The sequence below is a fragment of the Saccharospirillum alexandrii genome (genome assembly GCF_004000275.1).
Classification (GTDB): Bacteria; Pseudomonadota; Gammaproteobacteria; order Pseudomonadales; family Natronospirillaceae; genus Saccharospirillum; species Saccharospirillum alexandrii.
Window position 1 is genome coordinate 176257 of the sequence record NZ_RCIP01000001.1, and the last position, 21674, is coordinate 197930.

General features: G+C 56.3%; 21 protein-coding genes. 13 read left to right on the forward strand and 8 right to left on the reverse strand.

Features of this window, described 5'->3' with window-relative positions:
- Positions 1 to 134: 134 nt before the first annotated feature.
- From EP166_RS00890 to rarD, 4 genes are all read left to right on the forward strand, one after another.
- Positions 135 to 1070 carry a choline ABC transporter substrate-binding protein gene (locus tag EP166_RS00890; protein ID WP_127554925.1) on the forward strand — a complete coding sequence of 312 codons (936 nt, stop codon included), beginning with the start codon at positions 135 to 137 and terminating at the stop codon, positions 1068 to 1070.
- Positions 1071 to 1134: 64 nt separating this feature from the next.
- A complete protein-coding gene (gene choW / locus EP166_RS00895; RefSeq protein ID WP_127554926.1) occupies positions 1135 to 1965 on the forward strand; it encodes a choline ABC transporter permease subunit in 831 nt (276 codons plus the stop codon).
- On the forward strand, positions 1965 to 3122 hold the full coding sequence (gene choV / locus EP166_RS00900) for a choline ABC transporter ATP-binding protein (protein WP_127554927.1): 1158 nt from the start codon (positions 1965 to 1967) through the stop codon (positions 3120 to 3122). Before choW ends, choV begins: the two co-directional genes overlap by 1 nt.
- 83 nt (positions 3123 to 3205) lie before the next feature.
- Positions 3206 to 4084 (forward strand): EamA family transporter RarD, encoded by an 879-nt coding sequence (gene rarD, locus EP166_RS00905; protein ID WP_127554928.1) that lies wholly within the window; start codon positions 3206 to 3208, stop codon positions 4082 to 4084.
- A gap of 80 nt (positions 4085 to 4164) precedes the next feature.
- On the opposite strand, the gene EP166_RS00910 is transcribed toward rarD, so the two are convergent.
- Positions 4165 to 4620, reverse strand: a complete 456-nt coding sequence (locus EP166_RS00910; RefSeq protein ID WP_127554929.1) for a MarR family winged helix-turn-helix transcriptional regulator — start codon at positions 4618 to 4620, stop codon at positions 4165 to 4167.
- A 173-nt stretch (positions 4621 to 4793) separates the two neighbouring features.
- Between EP166_RS00910 and EP166_RS00915 the strand changes: the two genes are divergently transcribed.
- On the forward strand, positions 4794 to 5249 hold the full coding sequence (locus EP166_RS00915) for a DUF1499 domain-containing protein (protein WP_127554930.1): 456 nt from the start codon (positions 4794 to 4796) through the stop codon (positions 5247 to 5249).
- A gap of 17 nt (positions 5250 to 5266) precedes the next feature.
- Complete coding sequence (locus EP166_RS00920; protein ID WP_127554931.1) at positions 5267 to 6679, forward strand: dihydrolipoyl dehydrogenase family protein; 1413 nt, start codon at positions 5267 to 5269, stop codon at positions 6677 to 6679.
- 129 nt (positions 6680 to 6808) lie between these two features.
- Here EP166_RS00920 and EP166_RS00925 read toward each other — a convergent pair whose 3' ends face one another.
- The gene (locus tag EP166_RS00925; protein WP_127554932.1) at positions 6809 to 7765 is read right to left on the reverse strand and encodes a LysR family transcriptional regulator; all 957 of its coding nucleotides are present in this window, start codon (positions 7763 to 7765) and stop codon (positions 6809 to 6811) included.
- Positions 7766 to 7921: 156 nt separating this feature from the next.
- Here EP166_RS00925 and EP166_RS00930 point away from each other — a divergent pair, with 156 nt between their 5' ends.
- Complete coding sequence (locus tag EP166_RS00930) at positions 7922 to 8803, forward strand: DMT family transporter (RefSeq protein WP_127554933.1); 882 nt, start codon at positions 7922 to 7924, stop codon at positions 8801 to 8803.
- A 207-nt stretch (positions 8804 to 9010) separates the two neighbouring features.
- Here EP166_RS00930 and argF read toward each other — a convergent pair whose 3' ends face one another.
- Positions 9011 to 9919: an ornithine carbamoyltransferase gene (gene argF, locus EP166_RS00935; protein WP_127554934.1), complete on the reverse strand. Its 909-nt coding sequence runs from the start codon at positions 9917 to 9919 to the stop codon at positions 9011 to 9013.
- A 460-nt stretch (positions 9920 to 10379) separates the two neighbouring features.
- Between argF and grxD the strand changes: the two genes are divergently transcribed.
- The 5 genes from grxD to EP166_RS00960 all read left to right on the forward strand — a co-directional run bounded on the left by grxD (position 10380) and on the right by EP166_RS00960 (position 13460).
- Positions 10380 to 10709 (forward strand): Grx4 family monothiol glutaredoxin, encoded by a 330-nt coding sequence (grxD, locus tag EP166_RS00940; protein ID WP_127554935.1) that lies wholly within the window; start codon positions 10380 to 10382, stop codon positions 10707 to 10709.
- Positions 10710 to 10780: 71 nt separating this feature from the next.
- Entirely contained in the window at positions 10781 to 11548 is a 768-nt protein-coding gene (locus tag EP166_RS00945) for a HesA/MoeB/ThiF family protein (protein WP_127554936.1), read from the forward strand.
- Positions 11549 to 11726: 178 nt separating this feature from the next.
- Positions 11727 to 12305 (forward strand): YqgE/AlgH family protein, encoded by a 579-nt coding sequence (locus EP166_RS00950; protein WP_127554937.1) that lies wholly within the window; start codon positions 11727 to 11729, stop codon positions 12303 to 12305.
- Positions 12306 to 12417: 112 nt separating this feature from the next.
- The gene (locus tag EP166_RS00955) at positions 12418 to 13155 is read left to right on the forward strand and encodes an AzlC family ABC transporter permease (RefSeq protein WP_127554938.1); all 738 of its coding nucleotides are present in this window, start codon (positions 12418 to 12420) and stop codon (positions 13153 to 13155) included.
- Complete coding sequence (locus tag EP166_RS00960) at positions 13152 to 13460, forward strand: AzlD family protein (RefSeq protein ID WP_127554939.1); 309 nt, start codon at positions 13152 to 13154, stop codon at positions 13458 to 13460. Before EP166_RS00955 ends, EP166_RS00960 begins: the two co-directional genes overlap by 4 nt.
- A gap of 12 nt (positions 13461 to 13472) precedes the next feature.
- On the opposite strand, the gene EP166_RS00965 is transcribed toward EP166_RS00960, so the two are convergent.
- Entirely contained in the window at positions 13473 to 14396 is a 924-nt protein-coding gene (locus EP166_RS00965) for a dienelactone hydrolase family protein (RefSeq protein WP_127554940.1), read from the reverse strand.
- Between the two features lie 421 nt (positions 14397 to 14817).
- Positions 14818 to 15117, reverse strand: a complete 300-nt coding sequence (locus EP166_RS21090) for a hypothetical protein (protein WP_164743764.1) — start codon at positions 15115 to 15117, stop codon at positions 14818 to 14820.
- Between EP166_RS21090 and EP166_RS00970 the strand changes: the two genes are divergently transcribed.
- On the forward strand, positions 15116 to 16726 hold the full coding sequence (locus EP166_RS00970; protein WP_246026194.1) for a methyl-accepting chemotaxis protein: 1611 nt from the start codon (positions 15116 to 15118) through the stop codon (positions 16724 to 16726). The two genes, EP166_RS21090 and EP166_RS00970, sit on opposite strands and share 2 nt — an antisense overlap.
- A gap of 66 nt (positions 16727 to 16792) precedes the next feature.
- Here EP166_RS00970 and EP166_RS00975 read toward each other — a convergent pair whose 3' ends face one another.
- The 3 genes from EP166_RS00975 to gatB form a co-directional block, all read right to left on the reverse strand.
- On the reverse strand, positions 16793 to 17824 hold the full coding sequence (locus EP166_RS00975; protein ID WP_127554942.1) for a serine hydrolase domain-containing protein: 1032 nt from the start codon (positions 17822 to 17824) through the stop codon (positions 16793 to 16795).
- A gap of 79 nt (positions 17825 to 17903) precedes the next feature.
- Positions 17904 to 19907 (reverse strand): methyl-accepting chemotaxis protein, encoded by a 2004-nt coding sequence (locus EP166_RS00980; RefSeq protein WP_127554943.1) that lies wholly within the window; start codon positions 19905 to 19907, stop codon positions 17904 to 17906.
- Between the two features lie 255 nt (positions 19908 to 20162).
- Complete coding sequence (gatB, locus tag EP166_RS00985; protein WP_127554944.1) at positions 20163 to 21596, reverse strand: Asp-tRNA(Asn)/Glu-tRNA(Gln) amidotransferase subunit GatB; 1434 nt, start codon at positions 21594 to 21596, stop codon at positions 20163 to 20165.
- Between the last annotated feature and the right edge of the window lie 78 nt (positions 21597 to 21674).

Sequence of the window (21674 nt, forward strand, 5' to 3'; positions counted from 1 at the left end):
GACGTTTGTAGGATGAGGTAAAGAGAAGTGTAGGGTCAGGCCAGTAAGGCAACTTGTCAGGCTGGCAACAAGGGATGCCTGACCCTCAGGATCGTCATAGAAGACATTAACCGAGTAAAAAGAGGATAGAAAAGATGACTGTTTCAATCGCAAAGAAACTCACCGTTGCCATTGCCCTGACGGGCACTGCTGGCATTGCCATGGCCAATAGCTGTGAAGAAGTGCGTTTTGCCGACGTAGGCTGGACGGATATTACCGCAACCACAGCGCTGACCTCCGTAGTATTGGAAAGCATTGGCTATGAAACTGAAAGCCAGTTGTTGTCAGTCCCCGTTACCTACCGTTCACTGGAAAACGGTGACATCGACGTGTTTCTGGGTAACTGGATGCCTACCATGGAAGCAGACATCGCACCCTACCGGGATGCCGGCACCATCGACATTCTGGGCACCAACCTGGAAGGCGCCAAGTATACACTGGCCGTGCCGCAGTATGTGTATGACGCGGGCGTTCAATCCTTCGCAGACATCGCCGAATACGCCGATGAATTTGATAACCAGATCTACGGTATCGAACCCGGCAACGATGGTAACCGCCTGATCCAGAGCATGATCGATCAGAATGCGTTTGGCCTGGGTGATTTTGAAGTGGTTGAATCGAGTGAATCGGGCATGTTGTCTCAGGTTGGCCGCGCCGATCGTCGCGACAACTGGATCGTGTTTCTGGGCTGGGAACCGCACCCGATGAACGCTAATTTTGATCTGGCCTACCTCGACGGTGGCGACGATTTCTTCGGCCCGAACTACGGTGGCGCGACTGTCCACACCAACGTTCGCAAAGGGTACGCTGAAGAATGTGCCAATGTGGGTCGCCTGCTCACCAACCAGACCTTTACGCTGGCCATGGAAAACGAAGTGATGGCGCTGATTCTGGATGAAGGCATGCGCCCGAATGATGCCGCTACCCAATGGCTTTCTGCCAATTCCGATGTGCTCGACGTCTGGCTCGACGGTGTAACCACCCTGGACGGTGAAGCGGCTGCACCAGTGGCAAAAGCCGCGCTGCAGTAATTCCCCCTCCCGATGACCGAGCGGCCCATTGTGGCCGCTCCTTTCAACGAGACTGAGACTGACTATGGAAGCTTATAAACTGCCCCTGGGTAGAACCATGGAGCGCTTTGTCGATTGGCTGGTCGATTCCGGTGCCTGGTTTTTTGATAGCCTGGCGATTGCACTGGAATGGTTAATAGACGGCGCAACCGACAACCTGCTTTTGCTGCCACCCTGGTTGTTCATTGCCATTACGGGTGTGATGGCCCAGTGGTTGCGTCGCAACACCGGGCTTACGGTCTTTACCGTTTTATCTTTTTTACTGATTTGGAATCTGGGTTACTGGGAAGCGACGATTGAAACACTGGTGATGGTAGTGTGCGCCACCAGCCTCTGTGTGTTGATTGGTGTTCCGATTGGCATTGCCGCGGCACACCGGCCCTTGCTCTATACCCTGTTGCGCCCGGTTCTGGATTTGATGCAGACCGTACCCACCTTTGTCTATTTGATTCCAACGCTGACGCTGTTTGGATTGGGTGTGGTCCCCGGGTTGATAGCCACCATTGTATTTTCCATCGCTGCGCCGATTCGGTTGACCTATCTGGGCATTTTTCAGGTGCCTAAAGAACTGGTGGAAGCCGGTAAATCCTTTGGGTGTTCCAATCGCCAGCTGTTGTGGCGCATCGAATTGCCTGCAGCGGCTTCCAGCATTGCTGCCGGCATAACCCAGTGCATCATGTTGTCTCTGTCGATGGTGGTTATTTCTGCACTGGTGGGTGCCAACGGCCTGGGCCGACCCGTGGTTCGGGCGCTCAACACCGTAGACATCGCCAGCGGGTTTGAAGCGGGCCTTGCCATCGTCTTGCTGGCCATTGTGCTGGACCGCCTGCTGAAACAAAAACACGAGGTGAGCTGATGATTGAGTTTAAAAACGTCGACCTGGTGTTTGGCAAGAACCCGGAACGGGCACTGCCCTTGCTCGACCAGGGTTATGATCGCGATCGGCTGCAAAGTGAAACCGGGCTCGTGCTTGGGGTCAGCCAGGCGAATCTGAAAGTGAATAAGGGCGAGATTTGTGTATTGATGGGCCTTTCCGGCTCCGGCAAATCAAGCCTGCTGCGTTGTGTAAACGGTTTGAACCCGGTTACCCGGGGTGAAGTGCTGATTGAGCATAAAGGTGAGGTGTTGAATTTCTTCGATGCCGATCATCAGACCCAGCGCGACATTCGCATGAAACGCATCTCCATGGTGTTTCAGAAATTTGCGCTGATGCCCTGGTTGACCGTCGCTGAAAACATTGGCTTCGCCCTGGATGTTCAGGGGTTGTCAAAAGAAGAAATTGCCCGCCGGGTTGATGCACAGCTGGAGCTGGTTGGGCTGACCGAGTGGCGTAACCATAAACCCAGTGCGTTGTCCGGCGGTATGCAACAGCGAGTTGGTTTAGCCCGGGCACTGGCGACCGAGTCCGACATTCTGCTGATGGATGAGCCTTTTTCTGCGCTTGACCCGCTGATTCGACAGCAATTGCAGGAAGAGCTGTTGCAACTGCAATCACGCTTGCAAAAAACCATTGTGTTCGTCAGCCACGATCTGGATGAAGCACTCAAGCTCGGCAATACCATTGCCATCATGAAAGATGGGTGCATTGTGCAACAGGGCAACCCGCAGGATATTGTGCTGAACCCGGCGACTCAGTACGTTGAGGATTTTGTGGCGCACACCAATCCCTTGCACGTTCTATTGTGCGGCGATATAGCTGACCCGCTAACCGTGTTGCCAGCAAAAGACGACCACTATTGTATCGATACAAAACAGGATTGTTGGTTCAATGCCGACACCGGTGATGCACAATGTCAGAACCAAACAATAAAAGTTCAGCGCTGGCAGGAAGGCGACTCGATGAACGACTTGATCGAGGCTCCGACACTTGTCAGTGCCAGTGCAAGTTTTCATGAAGCGCTGGAAATACGCCACCGGACGGGGTTTGTCGTGCTGGTTGAGTGCAACGACCGTTCACTCAAAGTGATTGGTGACGATCAGCTTTACCGTGGGTTGCTGGGCAAGCTGGGCTGAAACACTGCGTTTTATTGTGCTCCGCTAAGGCAGGCACCTGACAAACCCCGTACACTGTCCACTCGTCGATTTGGAGGGTGAACATGCGGGGCTTGTTGCTGGCCATCAGTGCTTACGGTATTTGGGGCTGCTTTCCTTTATTTTTCAGTTTGCTGGCCAATGTGTCGGCGTTTGAAGTGCTGGCACACCGGATCGTATGGGCCTATGTGTTTACGGGTCTGGTTATCCTGGTGTTGGGTAGACGCAAGCAACTGGCCGCCCTGATTGCCAATCGACGTGCTTTGGCCTGGCTGTCATTATCGGCCGCACTGATCACCATTAATTGGCTGGTGTTTATCTGGGCAGTGTCGGCGGGGCGAGTGCTGGAATCGAGTTTGGGTTATTTCATTACACCGCTGGTCAGTTTGTTTCTGGGCCGCTTGTTACTGAAAGAATCCATGAACCGGTGGCAGGTAGTCGCCGGGTTGATGGCTCTGATAGCCGTGCTGTTCGAACTGATTGCCATTGGTCGTTTGCCCTGGGTTTCCCTGGTGCTGGCGGGCAGTTTCGGGTTGTATGGGCTGGTGCGCAAGATGCAACCGGTCGACAGCCTGAACGGTTTGCAGGTTGAAACCATGGTCGTCGTGCCGGTTGCCTTGTTATACCTTGCCTGGCTTTGGTCGGCGGGCCAAATGATGTTTGCGCAATCGCTGAGCGATACGGTCCTGTTGATAGCAGCGGGCGCGGTAACGGCCGTGCCACTGTTGTTATTTGCCGCTGCTGCCCGTCGGCTGGATCTGATCGTCGTCGGGTTCATCATGTACCTGAACCCGACGCTGCAATTTCTCTCGGCAGTATTCATTCTCGACGAAGCTTACCCACCGCAGCGACTGCTGACTTTCGTGCTGATCTGGATCGCCATGGGTTTCTTTATGGCGGGCCTGTGGCAAAGCCACCGTCGCGCCCGGCGAGCAATGGCCTGAACTCAGGCTGGCCAGCCAACTCTGGAAACCAGGGCTCTCAATCTTACCGCTAATCTCAAATTCATTACTTATACCGTTATCTATCTTGGCGCTTTCTGTAACTGCTGGTAGAGGGTTTCAGCCAGTGCTTTCAGTTCCAGCGCCTGGTCGGCGGTCATGTCGGTCTGACACACCAGCGCGGCTGGCACATCCGCTGCTTGCTGTTTCAAGGCCAAACCAGCATCGGTCAGCGTGATGGTCTTGCTCCGTTCATCGGTCGCTGCGCGGCCGCGAATCAGCAGGCCCTTCTGTTCCAACCGTTTCAGAATGGGGGTCAGGGTGCCCGAATCGAGCCGGGTATGATGCACCAGATTGCGAATGGGAACGCTGTCCTCCTCCCAGAGCGACAGCATCACCAGATATTGCGGATAGGTCAGGTCCAGTGGTTCCAGAAGCGGCCGGTAGGCGCGAATCAGGGCGTTGGTGGCAGAATAGAGCGCGTGACAAATCTGATTTGTCAGCTTCAATTGGGGCAGGGCGTCGGCGTTGTCAGTCACGTAGGCATCCGGTGGTGGTCATTAGGCTTATAGTTTGCGCACAAGGTATTGACGGGTCAAGGCATACCCTCTATTATTTTGTACACAAGATACATGCAAGCAAGATAAAGCATCGGCATTGTAAGTTTTGGTTCGATGCTCCGACCAATTCACTGCAAACAAGGGAAGCAACCATGAGAACCTTTTTTATCATTCTGGCCGTACTGATCGTTCTGGCTTTTATCATGATTTATGTGCAGAACAGCCGGGCACCTGCTCTGGGCCATAGTCAGGGGCGTCTGAAACCCCTGTCATCGAAGCCGAATGCGGTATCGACCCAGGCAGATGATGTCGCCAAGCGAGTTGCACCCTGGCCATTCAAGGCCGATCAGGAAGCCACGATGGCCGCTATTCTCACCGCGGTGAAAAGCTATGGTGGGGCGGAAGTCAAAAAACAGGAAGCCGATTACCTTTATGTCGTCTTCACCACCGACCTGATGAAGTTTCACGACGATGCCGAGTTCTACCTCGATGCCGATGCCCGGGAAGTGCATTTCCGGTCGTCCAGCCGGGCAGGCTATTCCGATCGGGGGCTGAATCGTCAGCGCCATGAAAAACTGACAACGCTGTACCAGCAAATTCAGGACTAACTGACAGTAGGATGGTTATGAAACCTTATGATCTGATTGTAATCGGCAGCGGCGCCGGTGGCCTGACGGCGGCTTTTACCGCCCTGGGGTTTGGCAAACGGGTACTGATTGTTGAAAAAGACCGGCCGGGTGGTGAGTGCACCTGGTCGGGCTGTGTGCCAAGCAAGGCGCTGATCAATCAGGCCAAAGAGGTCCACATTGCCCGCAAATTCGCGACCATAACCGTTGATTCTGGCGCCATTCTCGAGCGAGTGCGAGCCGTCAGCGAGCACGTTTATGAAGAGGAAACCCCCGAGGTACTGCAAAAAGCCGGGGCTGATTACGTGAATGGCTTTGCCCGCTTTATCAGCCCGACGCGGATTGAAGTGGGGGACAAGACTTACGAAGGTAAGAAGTTTGTGCTGGCAACGGGCAGCTCACCCTTTGTGCCACCCATACCGGGGCTGGATCAGGTCGATTACCTCACCAATGAAAACTTTTTTCAGCAAGCCACCTTGCCCGCTTCGGTCATCGTGCTGGGGGGCGGGCCTATCGGTATGGAGCTGGCCCAGGCCATGAACCGGCTGGGTGTGCAGGTTACGCTGGTAGAGATGATGCCGGAAATACTGTCACGCGAAGAGCCGGAGTTCTCGGCACTGATTCGTCAGCGCCTGTCGGCCGAAGGGGTGCGGTTTGAAGTGGGCACCAAGGCGGTTGGCGTTGAGAAGACAGCTGCTGGTGTGCGGCTGAACACCGAAAAAGGCTCTGAAACTGGTGCCCTGGAAGCGGACAATCTGCTGGTGGCCATTGGCCGGGCCCCCAATGTGAACGGCATGGGCCTAGAGGACATCGGTGTCGATGTCGACAAAGGGGTGAAGGTTAATCAGCATCTGCAAACCAGTGTTAAAAACATCTACGCCTGCGGTGATGTGGCAGGGCCTTATCTGCTCAGTCACATGGCCAACTTTCAGGGCAAGATTGCTGCCATGAACGCGATTCTGCCGATAAACCGCTCCGTTGATTACAGCCACGTTGCCTGGGCCACCTTTACTGACCCGGAATTTGCCCGGGCCGGGCTGACCGAGCAGGAAGCCCGGGAGCTGCATGGCGACAGCATTCGCGTCTACCGCTACGACTTTGCCAAGCTGGACCGCGCCAAGACAAAAGCCGGCGATGTCGGCCTGATCAAGCTGATTGTCAGCAGGCGGGGCAAGGTGCTTGGGGCTCACATTATAGGCGAACGTGCCGGTGAGTTGATTGCCGAGGTGCAGGTCATGAAAACCCTGAATCTAAATTTTGGCAAATTGCAGAAAGTGATCCATCCTTACCCTACTTATGCAGACAGCTTGCGTCAGCTGAGTCAGCAGGTGTTTCTGGATAACATTTTGAAACATCCTGTGGTGAGCTTTTTTCGTAGTTTTGGTAAGGCAGACAAGCAGACATCCGAGTAAGTAAACAGACAGTCTTCAGAGTAAGAGAGTAGGTGCAGTCACGGGGTTACCCGCTGAGTCGACCCTGCTCCCACTGCTCCCAGCCCGCGTTTTCTTCCCCTTTTCGCGGGCTTCTTTTTGTCTGCGACATCAGTTTTCCCGAATCGCATCCAGCAAGCCGGTACTGGCGGCCCTCTGGCGAATCCACTGGCGTACCCTTTGAATGCCGGCTTCCTGCCGGCGGCTGGTTTTGTACGCAAAATAGAAACGGTCACCGGTAATCAGGGTATGGCAGGGTAGGCGGATCAGGTCCGGGTCTTCACTGGCGTTGTACATGTAGTCGTTGGTCAGGGCCAGGCCCTGGTGATGCCGGGCCGCCTCCAGAGCCAGCAGCATGTGACTGAAATGCTGATACCGGGCGTTTGCTGGCAAGCTTAAGCCGCCTTCGGCCATCCAGCGTCGCCAGTCGTCTTTCTGCTCTCCGAAGAGGGAGTAAGTCGACAGAAGCGGGCAACGCATCAGTAATAGCGGATCTATGGTGGCTGGTTCCGGCGTGTCAATCAGCCCTTCCTGATACAAGTCGCTGCACAGTTGCTGCCAGTAGGTCCGACTGCATATGGGGAACAGCCGCTCGGTGTAGAGCAGGTCGGTGGTAAAACCGCGTTGATCGTCGTGCAGGGTGATAAAGCAGTCGGCGACCCGGTCTGAGAGCTGTGGTGACTCGTTCATCATTTCCAGTTGCAGGTCGATCTCGGGGTGCTGACGCTGCAGGTAGGGCAGGTTGGGGATGAGCCAGCGAACCGCGAACGAGCTGAACAGGGCCATGCGCAGTTGAGTATCCGGCTTGCCCTGCAACTGCTCGCTGGCGCGCTCGATCTGCAGCAGGGCATTGGTCACCCCTTCCAGATAGTGCCGGCCGGGTTCTGTCAGTGCCAGGTAACGTCCCTGGCGGGTGAACAGATCCTCGCCCAGGTAACTTTCCAGCAGGCGAATTTGATGGCTAACAGCACTCTGGCTAACCGCCAATTCGCCGGCCGCCCGACTGAAGCTGTTGAGTCGGGCCACGGCTTCAAAAACGGGCAGGGCTTTCAGGGGTGGTAACTTCATCGGCAGATGATCCACTTAGTATCTAAAATACTAATACCATAAAGAAAATATCATTTTTCTCAATACTTGAGTAGTACTAGACTCCCGGCATGGAGTGGGATCGTTCCGGTTGGCGCGCTCTCAGTAATCAGGATTGTCAATCGGGAGTGTATCGTCATGCCGGGTAGAACCATCAACAGCGCAATCTGGTTGCTGGTCATCGGCAATGCGCTGGCGCTGGTCTCCGATGCCCTGATCAAGTGGCAGGTTAGCGACGTCCCGATCTTTCAGTTCATTTTTGTCCGTACCCTTTGTGCCATGGCCATCCTGTTACCGCTGATGTCGATGATCGATCGTCAGCGGTTGTTTGCGGGCTGGCGCATGCATCTGATACGCGCGCACATCAGTCTGATGGGCATTGCCTGCATGGTGGTGGCGCTGGGTACTCTGCCACTCGCCACGGCGAATGCGCTGTTCTATGCAGCGCCCATTCTGGTGATGGTCATCGCGGTGGTGTTTTTTAATGAAAAGCTGACGCCGCTGAGTCTGTTTGCGGTGATCAGCGGCTTTGTCGGCATTCTGGTTATCTTGCGTCCGGTAGCAATCAGTTGGAGCAGCCTCAGCGCGATTGGGGTTGCGTGTTCACTGGCGATCAACATCGTGTTGATTCGCAAATTGCCGGGGGGTCAGTCGATGGTGCATACGCTGCAACTGACCCACCTGCTCATGCTGCCGGCCGCCTTTTTATTAATGATGTGGGAGAGCGAGCCGTTCGACTGGACGATTCTGTTCACGGCCTTTGGCTCGGCGTTTTTCATCCTGTGCTACAACTTCACGGTGTTGATGGCCTACCGCTGGGTCGCGGCCAATGAAGTCACGAGTGCGGAATACACCGGCTTGCTGTGGGCCTTGCTGGGAGGCTGGGTGTTCTTCGACGAGGCGCCCGATCTCTGGTTTATCATCGGGTCGAGCATGATCGTGGTACCGCTGATTCTGATTGGGCTGAAAGAGCGCAAGCGAGCCAAACTGCCAGTACGGCAGGGCAGTGTGACGCCTTGAGCCAATTTGGGATGTATCGCCATGAGCCCGCACCGGAGGGCAGGGATGCTCTTGCGGGGGCGCTGTAGATACATCCATGTAAGCTTAACTTCGGCATCCCTGCCTCAGATACCCCCGCAAGAGCATCCCTGCCCTCCGGCGCTCAGGTTCGTGCAAACTCGGAAAAACCTATACGGCAAATTACATCGTATGGAAAAGTCGGTGTTACTACTCACTGCAGAGCAAAAATTCCAACAACGCTTTCTGCGCATGCAAGCGGTTACCCGCCTGTTCCCAGACCACAGAACGCGGATCGTCGAGCATATCCATGCTGACTTCCTCGCCGCGGTGGGCGGGCAGGCAATGCATAAAGACGGCGTCTTTGTGGGCTTTGTCCATCAACTCCGGGGAGACTTGCAGGGATTCAAACACTCGAATCCGGTCGTCGGCTTCCTCTTCCTGACCCATGCTGGCCCAGACATCGGTGGTGACCAGGTGTGAATTCTGCACCGCCTCTACCGGGTCACGCAGAATGGTGACGCGGTCACCGGCTTTAGCCAGCAGGTCTGCCATGGGTTCAAAGCCTTCGGGGCAGGCGATGTTCAGTTTGAAATCGTACAGCATGGCGGCGTTGATGTAGGAGTTGCACATGTTGTTGCCATCGCCGATCCAGGTAACGGTTTTGCCCTGAATCGAGCCGCGCGCTTCCTGGTATGCCTGCATGTCGGCCAGCAGCTGGCAGGGGTGGTAGTCATCGGTCAGGGCATTAATCACCGGCACCGTTGAATACTCGGCAAAGGTTTCGATTTTTTCATGTTCGAAGGTGCGAATCATCACCGCGTCGACCATTTGCGACAGCACCCGGGCGCTGTCTTCAATGGGTTCGCCCCGCCCAAGCTGGGTATCCCGCGGCGACAGAAAAATTGCGCCACCGCCCAGTTGCATCATGCCCGCCTCGAACGAGACCCGCGTCCGCGTCGAGGATTTCTCGAAAATCATGCCCAGCACCCGGTTTTTCAGCGGTTCGAACACGTCGCCGCGCTTGAACAGGCTTTTCAGTTCACCTGAGCGCTGAATCAGGAACCGCAATTCATCCGGGGTGAGATCATTCAGGGTCAAAAAGTGCCTGACGGACATGGGTGGGTGACTCCGTTCTGGGGTTAGTGGGGTTCTGCCGCTGAGCGGGAAAACCGTCAAGTTTACGGAAGAGGCTGGTCCAGAGCAATTGCAAGCCGCCTGCGATATTTGCAGCGATGTTTTGCACTTAGTAAGAGTTTGAATTGGTAATGCAACAAGTGACGGGTGCCGGGTTGGCCTGTCCGGGGAAGTCCGCAGCATGGTTGCTGCGGTCTAGGCCCTATGGATGGGTTCACGCCGACCCCGGACAGGCCAACCCGGTATCCGCCACGGACGCTTGGCAAAAAGGCCAGACCGCCCTGTAGGCAATTCAGGCGACCAGTCTAGGGATTGTGCAATTGAAAATGGGCAATTAAACCCTAACTAACAGGGCAAGCTGCTATTGCCACTGTCATCCCCTGTCGATTCAACAGGATTGGCGTACAATAGCGACATCTGAAGCAACCTGTGGAATGAAACCATGACCGACACCCTGGCCAACATCAAAGAGCAAATCGAATCCAACCCGGTATTGCTGTATATGAAAGGCAACCCGAACCAGCCTATGTGCGGCTTTTCTGCGCAGACGGTGCAGGCCGTGATGAGCTGCGGCAAGAAGTTTGCCTATGTTGATGTGCTGTCCAATCCGGATATCCGTGCCGAATTGCCGAAATACGCCAACTGGCCGACCTTTCCGCAACTCTGGGTCAACGGTGAGCTGGTTGGTGGATGTGACATCATTACCGATATGCACCAGAAGGGTGAGCTTAAATCCCTGATCGATGACGTTGTACCCGACGAAGAAGCCTGATCGGCTCAGTCTGAACCGACAGTGGGTGGCCGATAAGGTTACCCACTGATCTGCCTAACAAGGCCCCTGCCATGACTCAGCCGCCCGAAGAACTCACCGATCACCAATTGCTGCGCTACAGCCGGCACATCCTGTTGCCACAGGTGGATATTGTGGGGCAGCAACGCATCGTAAACAGCCGCGTGCTTGTGCTCGGCGCTGGTGGATTGGGCAGCCCAATCTTGTTGTACCTTGCTGCGGCAGGCGTTGGTGAACTGCTGATTGCCGATGGCGACCGGGTTGATGAGACCAATCTGCAACGTCAGATTGTGCACCGCACCCGGGCCGTGGGTGACAAAAAAACCTCGAGCGCCCGAGCCACGCTGGCGGAACTGAACCCCGACGTGAAGGTTACTGAGATCGATAGCCATCTCGATGAGGCCAGCATGCTCGCCTGGGCCCGGGGCTGTGATGCCGTGGTTATTGGCACTGACAGTTTCAGCAGCCGCTATGCCGCCAACCGGGCCTGTATGGCTCTTGGTATACCGCTGATATCCGGGGCGGCGATCGGTTTATCGGGGCAACTCAGCGTCTTTGATTTTCGGCGTGAGGACAGCCCCTGCTACAGCTGCCTGTTTCCCGACGGTCAGGACGACGATGTCAGCTGCGCCACCGCAGGCGTGCTGGGGCCGGTGGTGGGTGTCGTTGGGTCAGTGCAGGCGGTTGAGACCCTGAAGATACTGGCACAGTTTGGTGACCCCCTGGTCGGAACCCTGCTGACACTGGATGCCACCGATATGAGCTGGCAGCGGTTCCAGTTTAAGCGTCAGCCTGATTGCCCGGTTTGTCAGCAACGCTAGGGACACTGGTGCAAGCTCAGTAATAAGTTACTATTCTATGAGGCATTACCCGGTAAATGAGGTTTCCTTCCGCCGCCGTATCGTGCGTCTGAACGCGTGGTGACCGGTTGGCATCCCCGACTTGAGCGGTCGGTGGTATTGAGTCGTTAGTCGATCGTTTCAGCGCTACAGGAGTACCATGATGGACACCTTCTTTCATAATGACACCGGTTTGAGCCATCAGTTCATCGTGGCCATGCCCGATATGAACGACCCCTGGTTTACCGGCACCGTTTCCTACCTGTTTCAGCATGACGATGAAGGCTGCATGGGGCTGGTGATTAATCGGCTGACGTCCATGACCCTGGGCGAAGTGTTTGAATCACTCGACATCGAGTGCGATAACGCCGACTTGCTGGATCGCCCGGTGTATTCAGGCGGGCCGGTGATGCCCGAACACGGCTTTATCATTCATCGCTCCAACGAAGGCCCCTGGAGCAGTACCGTCAACAACGGTCACCTGAGCATTACCACCAGTCCGGATATTCTGCAGGCCATCGCCCGTGGCGCCGGGCCTGAAGATTATCTGGTGTGCCTGGGGTGCTCAGGCTGGTCGCCGGGTCAATTGGAAGGGGAGTTGAAGGGCAATGCCTGGCTGACTGTACCAGGTGATCTGGCCCTGATATTTGAAGAAGGGCTGGAAACCCGTTACGACGCGGCTTTGCGCAGGCTGGGCATCGATAAAACCTTTCTCAGTGACAGTGGAGGTCAGGCCTGAAGCCTGACCATATTCCTTTACAATCGAGATTGAACCCTGTTCGGCTTCAGGCTTGGCCGCTCCCGGCCAAGCTGGTTCAATGCTGAATTAATCCTTACCTTTCGGAGTTGTCATGTCCACCGCCGTCTCTGTCATGCCCGGCCTCACGCTAGCGGGTATCGGGCAAGGTTTCTGGCGCCTGTTGCCGTTGTCGATGTTTGTTGTGGTGTTTGGTCTGGCGTATGGTCTTGCCGCTGTACAAACCGGCCTGACGCCGCTGCAAACGGTGTTTATGAGCTTTGCTGTCTTTGCCGGAACCGCACAGTTCGCGGCACTGGAGCTCTGGGGAGGGCAGATCCCCGTCATCCCGTTACTGGTGACCACCTTTGCCATCAACGCCCGGCACTTGCTGATGGGGGCCAGTCTGTACCCCTGGCTGAAACAGGTACCGGCAACCCAGCGATTCGGCTCAATGCTGGTGCTGTCCGATGCCAACTGGGCCATGACGCTGAACGATTGCCAGCGTGGCAAACCCAACCTCGGCTTATTAGTTGGCGGCGGGATGGCGCTTTGGGTTACCTGGATGGGCGGTACGCTGCTGGGTATGACCTTTGGCAATCTGATCGCCAACCCGGCCCGGTTTGGGCTGGATATGGTCATGGGCTGTTTCATGCTGTCGATGGTGTTTGGCGGCCGCAAAAGTCTGCGCATGGTGCTGGCCTGGTGTGTGGCGGCGTTGACGGCCTGGCTGGCCTACCGGTATTTGCCTGAAAACACCCATGTCGTCGTGGGCGCCATTGGGGGAGGTCTGGTAGGGTTATTCTGGATGGAGAAACCAGCAGAACCCAAGGCCGGGAGGGCAGACAAATGATGGCAACCGACGGTCTGAACGGTCTCTTGGTCATTTGTCTGATGGGCGCAGTGACGTTGCTGACTCGCTTCGGCGGGGTGTTGGTGATGTCGGTGGTTCCGATCAATCAGCGTGTTGAAAGTTTCATTAATGCCATGTCGGGTTCGGTGCTTATCGCCATTCTGGTGCCTGTGGCCGTAGAGGGGGATATGGCGGCGAGAATGGCGCTACTGGCGACAGCAGCAGTGATGCTGGCCGTGCGTCGGCCCATGCCAGCCATAGCAGCCGGCATTTCGGTAGCTGCCGGTTGGCGCTACCTGATGTGACGGTGTTTCCATTCAACCGAGGTGGGTGTTGAAAAACGCCAGGGTCCGTTCCCAGGCCAGCTCGGCGGCCGCTTCGTCGTAACGGGCGGTCGAATCGTTGTGGAAACCGTGGTTGGTTTGCGGGTAGATGTGTGCGGTGTAGTCGACACCGTTTTCTTTCAGGGTGGCTTCATAATCCGGCCAGGTTGCATTAACCCGGTTGTCCAGTTCGGCAAATTGCAGCATCAGCGGGGCCTGTACCTGGTCTCGGATGTCTGCAGCGGCCGGGGTACCGTAAAACGGGACGCCGGCGTTTAACTGCTCTGGCATGCTTGCAGCCAGCATGTTCACAATATAGCCGCCATAGCAAAAGCCCACTGCACCGAGCTTACCAGTCGACGTTTCATGATTCTTCAAAAACTCCGCGGCGGCCATGAAGTCGGCTTCCATCTTGGCTGAGTCCAGCGACCCTTGCATGCTGCGGCCTTCATCGTCGTAGCCGGGGTAACCGCCGAGCGGGTAGAGTGCATCCGGTGCGAAGGCAATATAACCCGCTTTGGCCAGTCGCCGGGCCACGTCTTCAATATAGGGGTTAAGCCCGCGATTTTCGTGAACGACCAGTACGACCGGTGCCCGGCTTTCAAGGTTGGTGGGCACCACCAGATACCCCTGGCCTTCGCCGTGACCCCGGGGCGAGGGAAACCTGGTATAGGTGGCCTTGATGTCCGGGTCATTGAAGGACACCTGCTCGGCTTCGGCGTAATTGGGCGTCAGTGCGGCCGTCAGCGTGCCCATGGCAATGCCGGTGGCCGACAATGACATCAGCCGGTTCATAAAGGTGCGACGGTCGATCAGGCCATGGGCGTACTCGTCGTACCACTCGAAGGCTTGCTGCGGAATGGGTAGATGCGGTTGGGCTGGGGTCGTTGCTAATGCAGGTGCGGGTGTATGTGTCATGAGAGCTCCTCCCAGGAGTCGGTCAACCAATTGGTGGATGTTACGATTTCTGTCGGACAAACAGCCTTTGAACCACCATTTGCATGATCAAATTTTATACGACACCGACACGCCAACAGATGATAGACGCCCCTCATGACCCGGCGGTATTCCAGCGTGTAAGAAGTTGGTATAGACCGCTTGCCTGCCCACCCAATGCTCAACAGCAGCGTCTTCTAGCTACAAGTTCTTTGTTCGCTCTGGCGTAAATGGCGCTCTCACCGTTGGCTGTTCTAGCTTTGGTGAATGGATGTGAACACCTTGTTCAAAATTATATTGAAACCGGTAGTGGTCGGGTCGCTAGTAAGGTGCGTATAGGCTGTCCCATTCTGTGTCGAAGTTTGGCGAACAATACGGGTCGTCAAATGATTGACTATCCCTTTCAGCGGTTTTTGTTGAACTGTGACGGTTTTGCCACACTGCCGGTTAAAAAGTCATCAATAGTCGTCCCTAATGGGTCACTGAAAAGAGAATGGGGCAGTCGGAGCGGCGTTCGGATACTCACAGGTAAAGATTCTATTTTGTGAGCCAGATCACGCATATGGTCCGGGTTGAAAAAAGTGCGTCGTTGGCGCAGTGCAGTAAACAATGAGGTGGTAGAAATGGGATTGATTAAGTTGTTCTCCCAGATGTCGGTACGAAGGCGTTTGGTCATTGGGTTCGGGTTGGTTTTGGCGGTCATGCTCGCGATTACCGTGATCGGTGTGCGTAATGTACAAACCATTGATCAGGGGCTAACGGCCATCACCGATCAGAACTCGGTGAAACAACGCTATGCCATTAATTTTCGGGGCAGTGTACACGACCGTGCTATCGCCATACGCGATGTGGTTCTGGCGCCCGATACGGCGGCTCTGAATGAAGAAATTGCGATCATCGAGCGGCTGGAGCGCTTTTATCAGGAAAGTGCAGGTCCGTTAAACCGGTTACTGAACAATGGTGGCGATGTGTCCGCCAGTGAGCGGCAACTGCTCAGCCGCATTCAAGCCGTCGAACAACGCACAGAACCGCTGATTTCAGAGGTTATTGAGTTGCGGCAGGCCGGACAGCGCGAGGCAGCCGAACAACTCATGCTGACTGAAGCCAAGCCCGCCTTCATCGACTGGCTGGCATCGATCAACGCCTTCATTGACTACCAGGAAGCGCAGAGTCAGGCCATTACCGACGACATACGAGAAGGCGCGGCAGGCTTCACGGCCTTTATGCTGCTGCTAACCGGCTTCGCCATTCTGTTCGGGATTGTGCTGGCGATTTTGATCGAACGCAGCCTGAAAGTCTCGCTGGGCGGGGAACCGCGTGAAGTGGCTGATATCCTGTCGAAGGTTCAGGAAGGCGATCTGAGCCAGACGATTCGTACCTCACCGGAAGGCAGTGTGCTGCATTCGGTGCATCTGATGCAGAATCGGCTGGGTGAAGTGGTGACTAATATTGTGAATGCCTCACAGCAACTGGGTAAAGAAGCGGTGGTATTGTCGCGGGAATCCAGTGATGCCCTGACGATGGCCGAGCAGCAGGGCGAGTCGACGACCGATGCCGCCAATCGCCTGGAAACCATGCGCCAGAGTGTGCTCCATACCGCTGAATTGCTCGAAGATACCGAAGAAAACTCGTCGAAGACGGTTGAGCAGTCTGAATCCGGTCGTAGGTTGATTGCCGAGACGGCGATAGAAATTCGTAAGGTATCCGATGTGGTGCACGCGGCGGTTGATCAGATTCGTCAGCTGGAAGCCCGTACCGGCGAGATTGCCAACATAGCCGGTGTGATCAACGGTATTTCCGAGCAAACCAATTTGCTGGCACTGAATGCGGCCATCGAGGCCGCCCGCGCTGGCGAATCCGGCCGAGGTTTTGCGGTGGTAGCCGATGAAGTGCGCACCCTGGCGCAGCGCACTGGCGATGCCACCGGTCAGATCGAATCAATGCTGGGACAGATTCGTCAGGAAACCCAGGCATCGGTGACCGCCATGGAATCAACCTTGCCGCAAATCGAACATGGTTTGTCACTCAGTGAATCGTCCAATGAGGTGCTGACAACCATCGATAATCAGGCGAATGATTCGCTGAAAAAAGTTCGTCAGATTGTCGAAGTGATTCGCGTGCAGGTTGGTGACATCAATGAGTTGGTCGCGTCGATGGAAGGCGTTACCGAGAGTTCGGGTAAATCGATTACCGCCCTGAAGGCGAATCAGAATGCGGTTAACACCCTGAACCGGCTGGCGGGCGATCTGGAAGGCGAAGTCGAGGTTTTTCAGGTGCCGATGGACAACCGGTCGGTTAAAAAGTCGCGATAGAGCGATAGTACCTAAGAAAAAAAGCGGCTGTCCGAGAGGGCAGCCGCTTTTTTTTTGGATAGCCACTTAAGAATCACGAACCGCAGGCACAACCTGTTGACTGACCAGGCGATGCAACTGGTCGCGATAACCGCTGCGGCCTGACGGTTCGTTTTCCTCGGAAGTGATGGCGATGGTCAGCTCAAGCTCGGGCAAGACATAGATCATTTGACCACCGTACCCCCAGCCATAGTAACCATCGACGCCAGAAAAGGTTTGCATAAACCACCCATAACCGTAACCACCGCCATGAAATCGGGACCGGGTACGTCGTTCCCAGCTTGCGTCAATCCAGTCTTGCGACAGCAGTTGCTCGCCGCCTTCCGTCTGCCCGTTCCGGCGAAAGAGTTCACCCAGTGCCAGCAGGGATTCCGGGGTCATGCCTACCTGGTTGCCACCCATGGGAATGCCCTGGGGGTCTTTCAGCCAGCTGTCTACGCGTATACCAGCGGGCGCGAGCCAGCGGTTGGCCAGGCTGTGAGTGGACTCTCCGGCTTCTCGCATCAGTACGGCCGACAACAGGTGGGTACTGCCGGTGGAGTATTGCATGTCGCCCCCGGGTTCTTCCTCGAACGGGCGGGCGAGAGCATTTTTCACCCAGTTATCGCTGACGACCCAGGCGCCGTAGTTGCGCCCGGAGGTTCGTTCCAGCCCGGCCTGCATCGACAGCAAATGGCCAATGGTAATGTCATTTATCCGCGGGTCGGGGTTCTCTGGAAGCTGGTCTTGCAGCAGGGGCGCGATGGGTTGATCAACGCCGTCGAGAATGCCCTTGTCGATGGCTATGCCGACCAACGTAGCGACCAGTGTCTTTGACGCTGACTTGATGTTGGTGGAGGCTGACAGGCTGGCCCCGTTGTAAGCCTCGGCCCAGATGATCTCGCCCTGATGGGCGATATGGATGGTTTTCAGGGTGGCTAACGATCCGGTTGCCGATTGCAGCCCGGATCTGAGTGCCGCGCTGTCGACCGCAAAAACCGGTGCGGATGCCAGCAGTGTGATGGTCAGAGTTGTCAGAGCGCGGGCCGGAACAGGTGCTCCGAACGACAGTAATTGCATGCAGCCTTCCTGTGAAACGTGGCTCGTTGATACGCACACCACGCCGGCTTTGGTTCAGTCGCTCCGGCGTGTGCGTTGATCAGGTTAACTGAAACCGGCCCACCAGTGCGGTTTGGTTTCGGGCCAGTTCGCGCAGTTGCTGGCTGTTGCTGGCCGCCTGGCGGGCCGTTTCAGCCAGGGATTCCGCCATATCGGAAATATGCACCACGTTTTCAGTGACTTCACGGGCCACGGCACTTTGCTCTTCCGACGCCGTCGCGATCGAATGGCTCATGTCGTTGATGTCTGCCAGGCGTTTGACCATGGCCGCCAGCGAGTCGCCGGTCTGTTGTGACTGGCGGGCCGAGGCCTGCGCCAATGACTGATTGCTCGACATGATGGCTACGGCCTGTTCGGATTGCTGCTGTAACCGGTCAATCATCACGCGAATGTCGTTTGCCGACTGTTGTGACCGGGTCGCGAGCGTGCGGACCTCGTCGGCCACCACGGCGAAGCCCCGGCCCTGCTCGCCGGCCCGCGCGGCTTCAATCGCGGCATTCAGGGCCAGCAGGTTGGTTTGCTCGGCGATGGCCTGAATGACATCGAGTATGGTAGCCACCTGCTGGCTTTCATCCCGCAGGGTCTCAATCACGGTTTTGGCGTGCGCCTGGGAGTCGTTCAATTGCCGCGCCGAGTCAATGTTTTGCGTCATGCTGGCCATGTTCTGCTCGGCCGACTCCGTCACTTCAGACACTTCGGTGCGCGTGCGCTCCGCATTGGCGGCCACTTCCTGAATGGCGCTTTCCATTTCGGTGATGGCTGTGGCCACCGACTGGGTCTGCTCCTGCTGTTGCTCGACACTGGCGCGCGTGGTTGCGCTGACTTCCGACGTACTGGCCGACAATTCAGCCACCTGCTCGGAAGACGTCCGGATGTCGCGAATGACATCGCTGAGCCGGTCGGCCAGGGTATTCACGTTGCGGGCTATCTGTCCTATTTCGTCACTGGAGGTGTGTTTGATGCGTTCGCCCAGATGGCCCTGTGCCAACTGGTCCAGCACGGCCAGGGTTTCGGCCATGGGCTTGCGAATAGAGCGGACGATGGAAAACCCGATGAGCACCGATATGACCAGCGCCATCACCAGCAAGCCCAGGGTGATGGCAATGGCCCGGGTTGCCATGGCATTGCCTTCCTGGGTGGCCCGCGCCGACACACTGCGCGTCGCGCCGACCAGACTGTCCAGTGCTGTGAGGTTGGAATCCATGGTGTCGTTCAGTTCAAGCAGAACCAGGGTGCTTTGCTCGTTCAGTTCAACATAGCGCTTGTGGCTTTGAAACAACCCCGATTCGCCGGCAATGGCGGTGCGCAACAGATCGATATAGTCATTGGTGTCGGCGGCATAGCGGGTAAAATTCGATTCGATCGATTCCGCCTTGGCGTTCAGCTGTTCCAGAGTTGTGGTTAACTGGGACTCGATTTCGCCCATGCGTTCGGACGAATTGATGGCCAGCGCCCGCTGCAAATAAGCCTGAGCGCCCTCAGCCTGGGCAATGATGTAATCGATTTCCCATTGCAGACCCGAATCCCCCTGAGCAGTGGCCCTGGAACCAATGGCGTTCAGATCCCCGGTAAAGAATATCCATTCATCGTCAAATTGCTGGGCTTGCTCCAGAGCATTCAGGCGGGTCTGCACCCGCTGATTCTGCAGCGCCAGATGGTTGGCGCCGGTTGCGAAGAGCGAGTCAGCCAGGGGCTGGCTGGCAGCCAGTTGATCACGAATGTCCGGATAGGCTTCGAGCCGTTGCATCAGGCTCTGAAACAGGCTGTCGTAGCCGCTGCGCGCGTCACTGAACTGGGCCTCCAGCAGGGTTCGGCGCTCTGCATCGTCGGCATTGGCGTGCAGGATGACCGCCCGGTTCGCCTCCTGAAGGGTGTTACGCAGCCGGTTGGTATCATCCAGCAAGGGGCCCAACTGACCTGACGTCAGCTCCAGTTGTCCGGCAAGACGGTTTTCAACGACCAGCGAGTAGAGCGTAATCATCGAAAACAAGATCAGCAGAGTGGTAAAACCGGCAATAACCCGGGCAATCAGGGACAGCTTCATAGTGTTGATCCAAAACCTGATAGGGCCGGCCGTGACCGGGCACCGATGAACGTGTGAGAACTGTGATTATGCCGTTATTTGATCGATCGGTCAGTTATTGTTCTGTGACAATTTTGTTGACCGGGTACTGAAGGCTATCGGCCAGGCCGCGCGAGGGTTTAGGGGCGATGGGCATTGTGAGGATCGCATGGAGAGGGTGTTGATCAGAAAATACGCCGGATCAATCCCCAGACGGGTTGATCCGGCGCTGGCCGATCAGCCTTGCAGCTTGCTTTTCAGAATATCATTCACCTGGGCCGGGTTGGCCTGGCCTTTGGAGGCTTTCATTACCTGGCCGACAAAAAAACCGAACAGTTTGTCTTTGCCGCTGCGGTAATCGGCCACCTGGCCGGGGTTGTTGGCGATCACCTCGTCGATCATCGCCTCAATGGCGCCGGAATCGCTGACTTGTTTCAGGCCCTGTGCCTCAATGATCTCGTCCGCTGAACCTTCGCCCCGGAACATGGCTTCGAACACGGTTTTGGCGATCTTGTTGGAGACGGTGTTGTCCTGAATGCGCTGTATCAGCAGCCCCAGGTCTGCCGCCGATACCGGGCTGTCGGCGATGTCCTGTTCATAGCGGTTCAACTGGCCGGCCAGTTCACCCATGCACCAGTTGGCGGCCAGCTTGGCGTCTTTGGTGACGTCGACCACGGCCTCGAAATAATCGGCCATGGCGCGGCTGGCGGCCAATACCGTGGCATCGTAGTCAGAAAGGCCATAGTCGGCCTTGAACCGCTGGATTTTAGCATCCGGCAGTTCCGGCAGGCGGTCTTTTACGTCCTGAATGTAGGCGTCGTCGATCTCGACCGGCAGCAGGTCGGGTTCGGGGAAATAGCGATAATCGTTTGCGAACTCTTTCGAGCGCATGCTGCGGGTTTCGTTCTTGTCGGCATCGTACAGCCGGGTTTCCTGGGTAACCGTGCCGCCGTCTTCGATGACATCGATATGGCGCTGAACCTCAACGTTGATCGCTTTTTCAACAAACTTGAAGGAGTTGATATTCTTGATTTCGGTCCGGGTGCCGAATTCTGTCTGGCCTTTCGGCCGCACCGAGACGTTGGCGTCGCAACGCAGGCTGCCTTCAGCCATGTTGCCGTCGGAAATGCCGATGTAGGTAACGATGCTGTGAATTTTCTTCAGGTAGGCCACGGCCTCCTTGGCCGAGCGCATGTCCGGCTCGGAGACAATCTCCAGCAGAGGCGTACCGGCCCGGTTCAAGTCAATGCCGGTCATGCCCTCGAAGTCTTCATGCAGGGATTTACCGGCATCTTCCTCCAGGTGCGCCCGGGTCACGCCAATGGTGCGGGTGCTGCCGTCGTCGAGCACGATCTCGACTTCGCCCAGCCCGACGATGGGGTCATCCATCTGGGTGATCTGATAGCCTTTGGGCAGGTCGGGGTAAAAGTAGTTCTTGCGGTCGAACACCGAGCGTTTGCCAATGTGCGCATCGATTGCCAGGCCAAAGGCGACCGCCTTGCGCAGGGCGTTCTCGTTGAACACCGGCAAGGCGCCGGGCATGGCCAGATCGACCAGGCTCGCCTGGGTGTTGGGCTCGGCGCCGTACTGGGTACTGGAGCCGGAGAATATTTTGGATCGGGTTGAAAGCTGAACGTGTATTTCCAGCCCGATTACGGTTTCCCATTCCATCTTTGGGTCCTCTGCTGGCAGCGGGCGCTGGGGCCTGCTGCTCACGTGCGATTAATGGATGCGTGTTTGTCGTGCCAT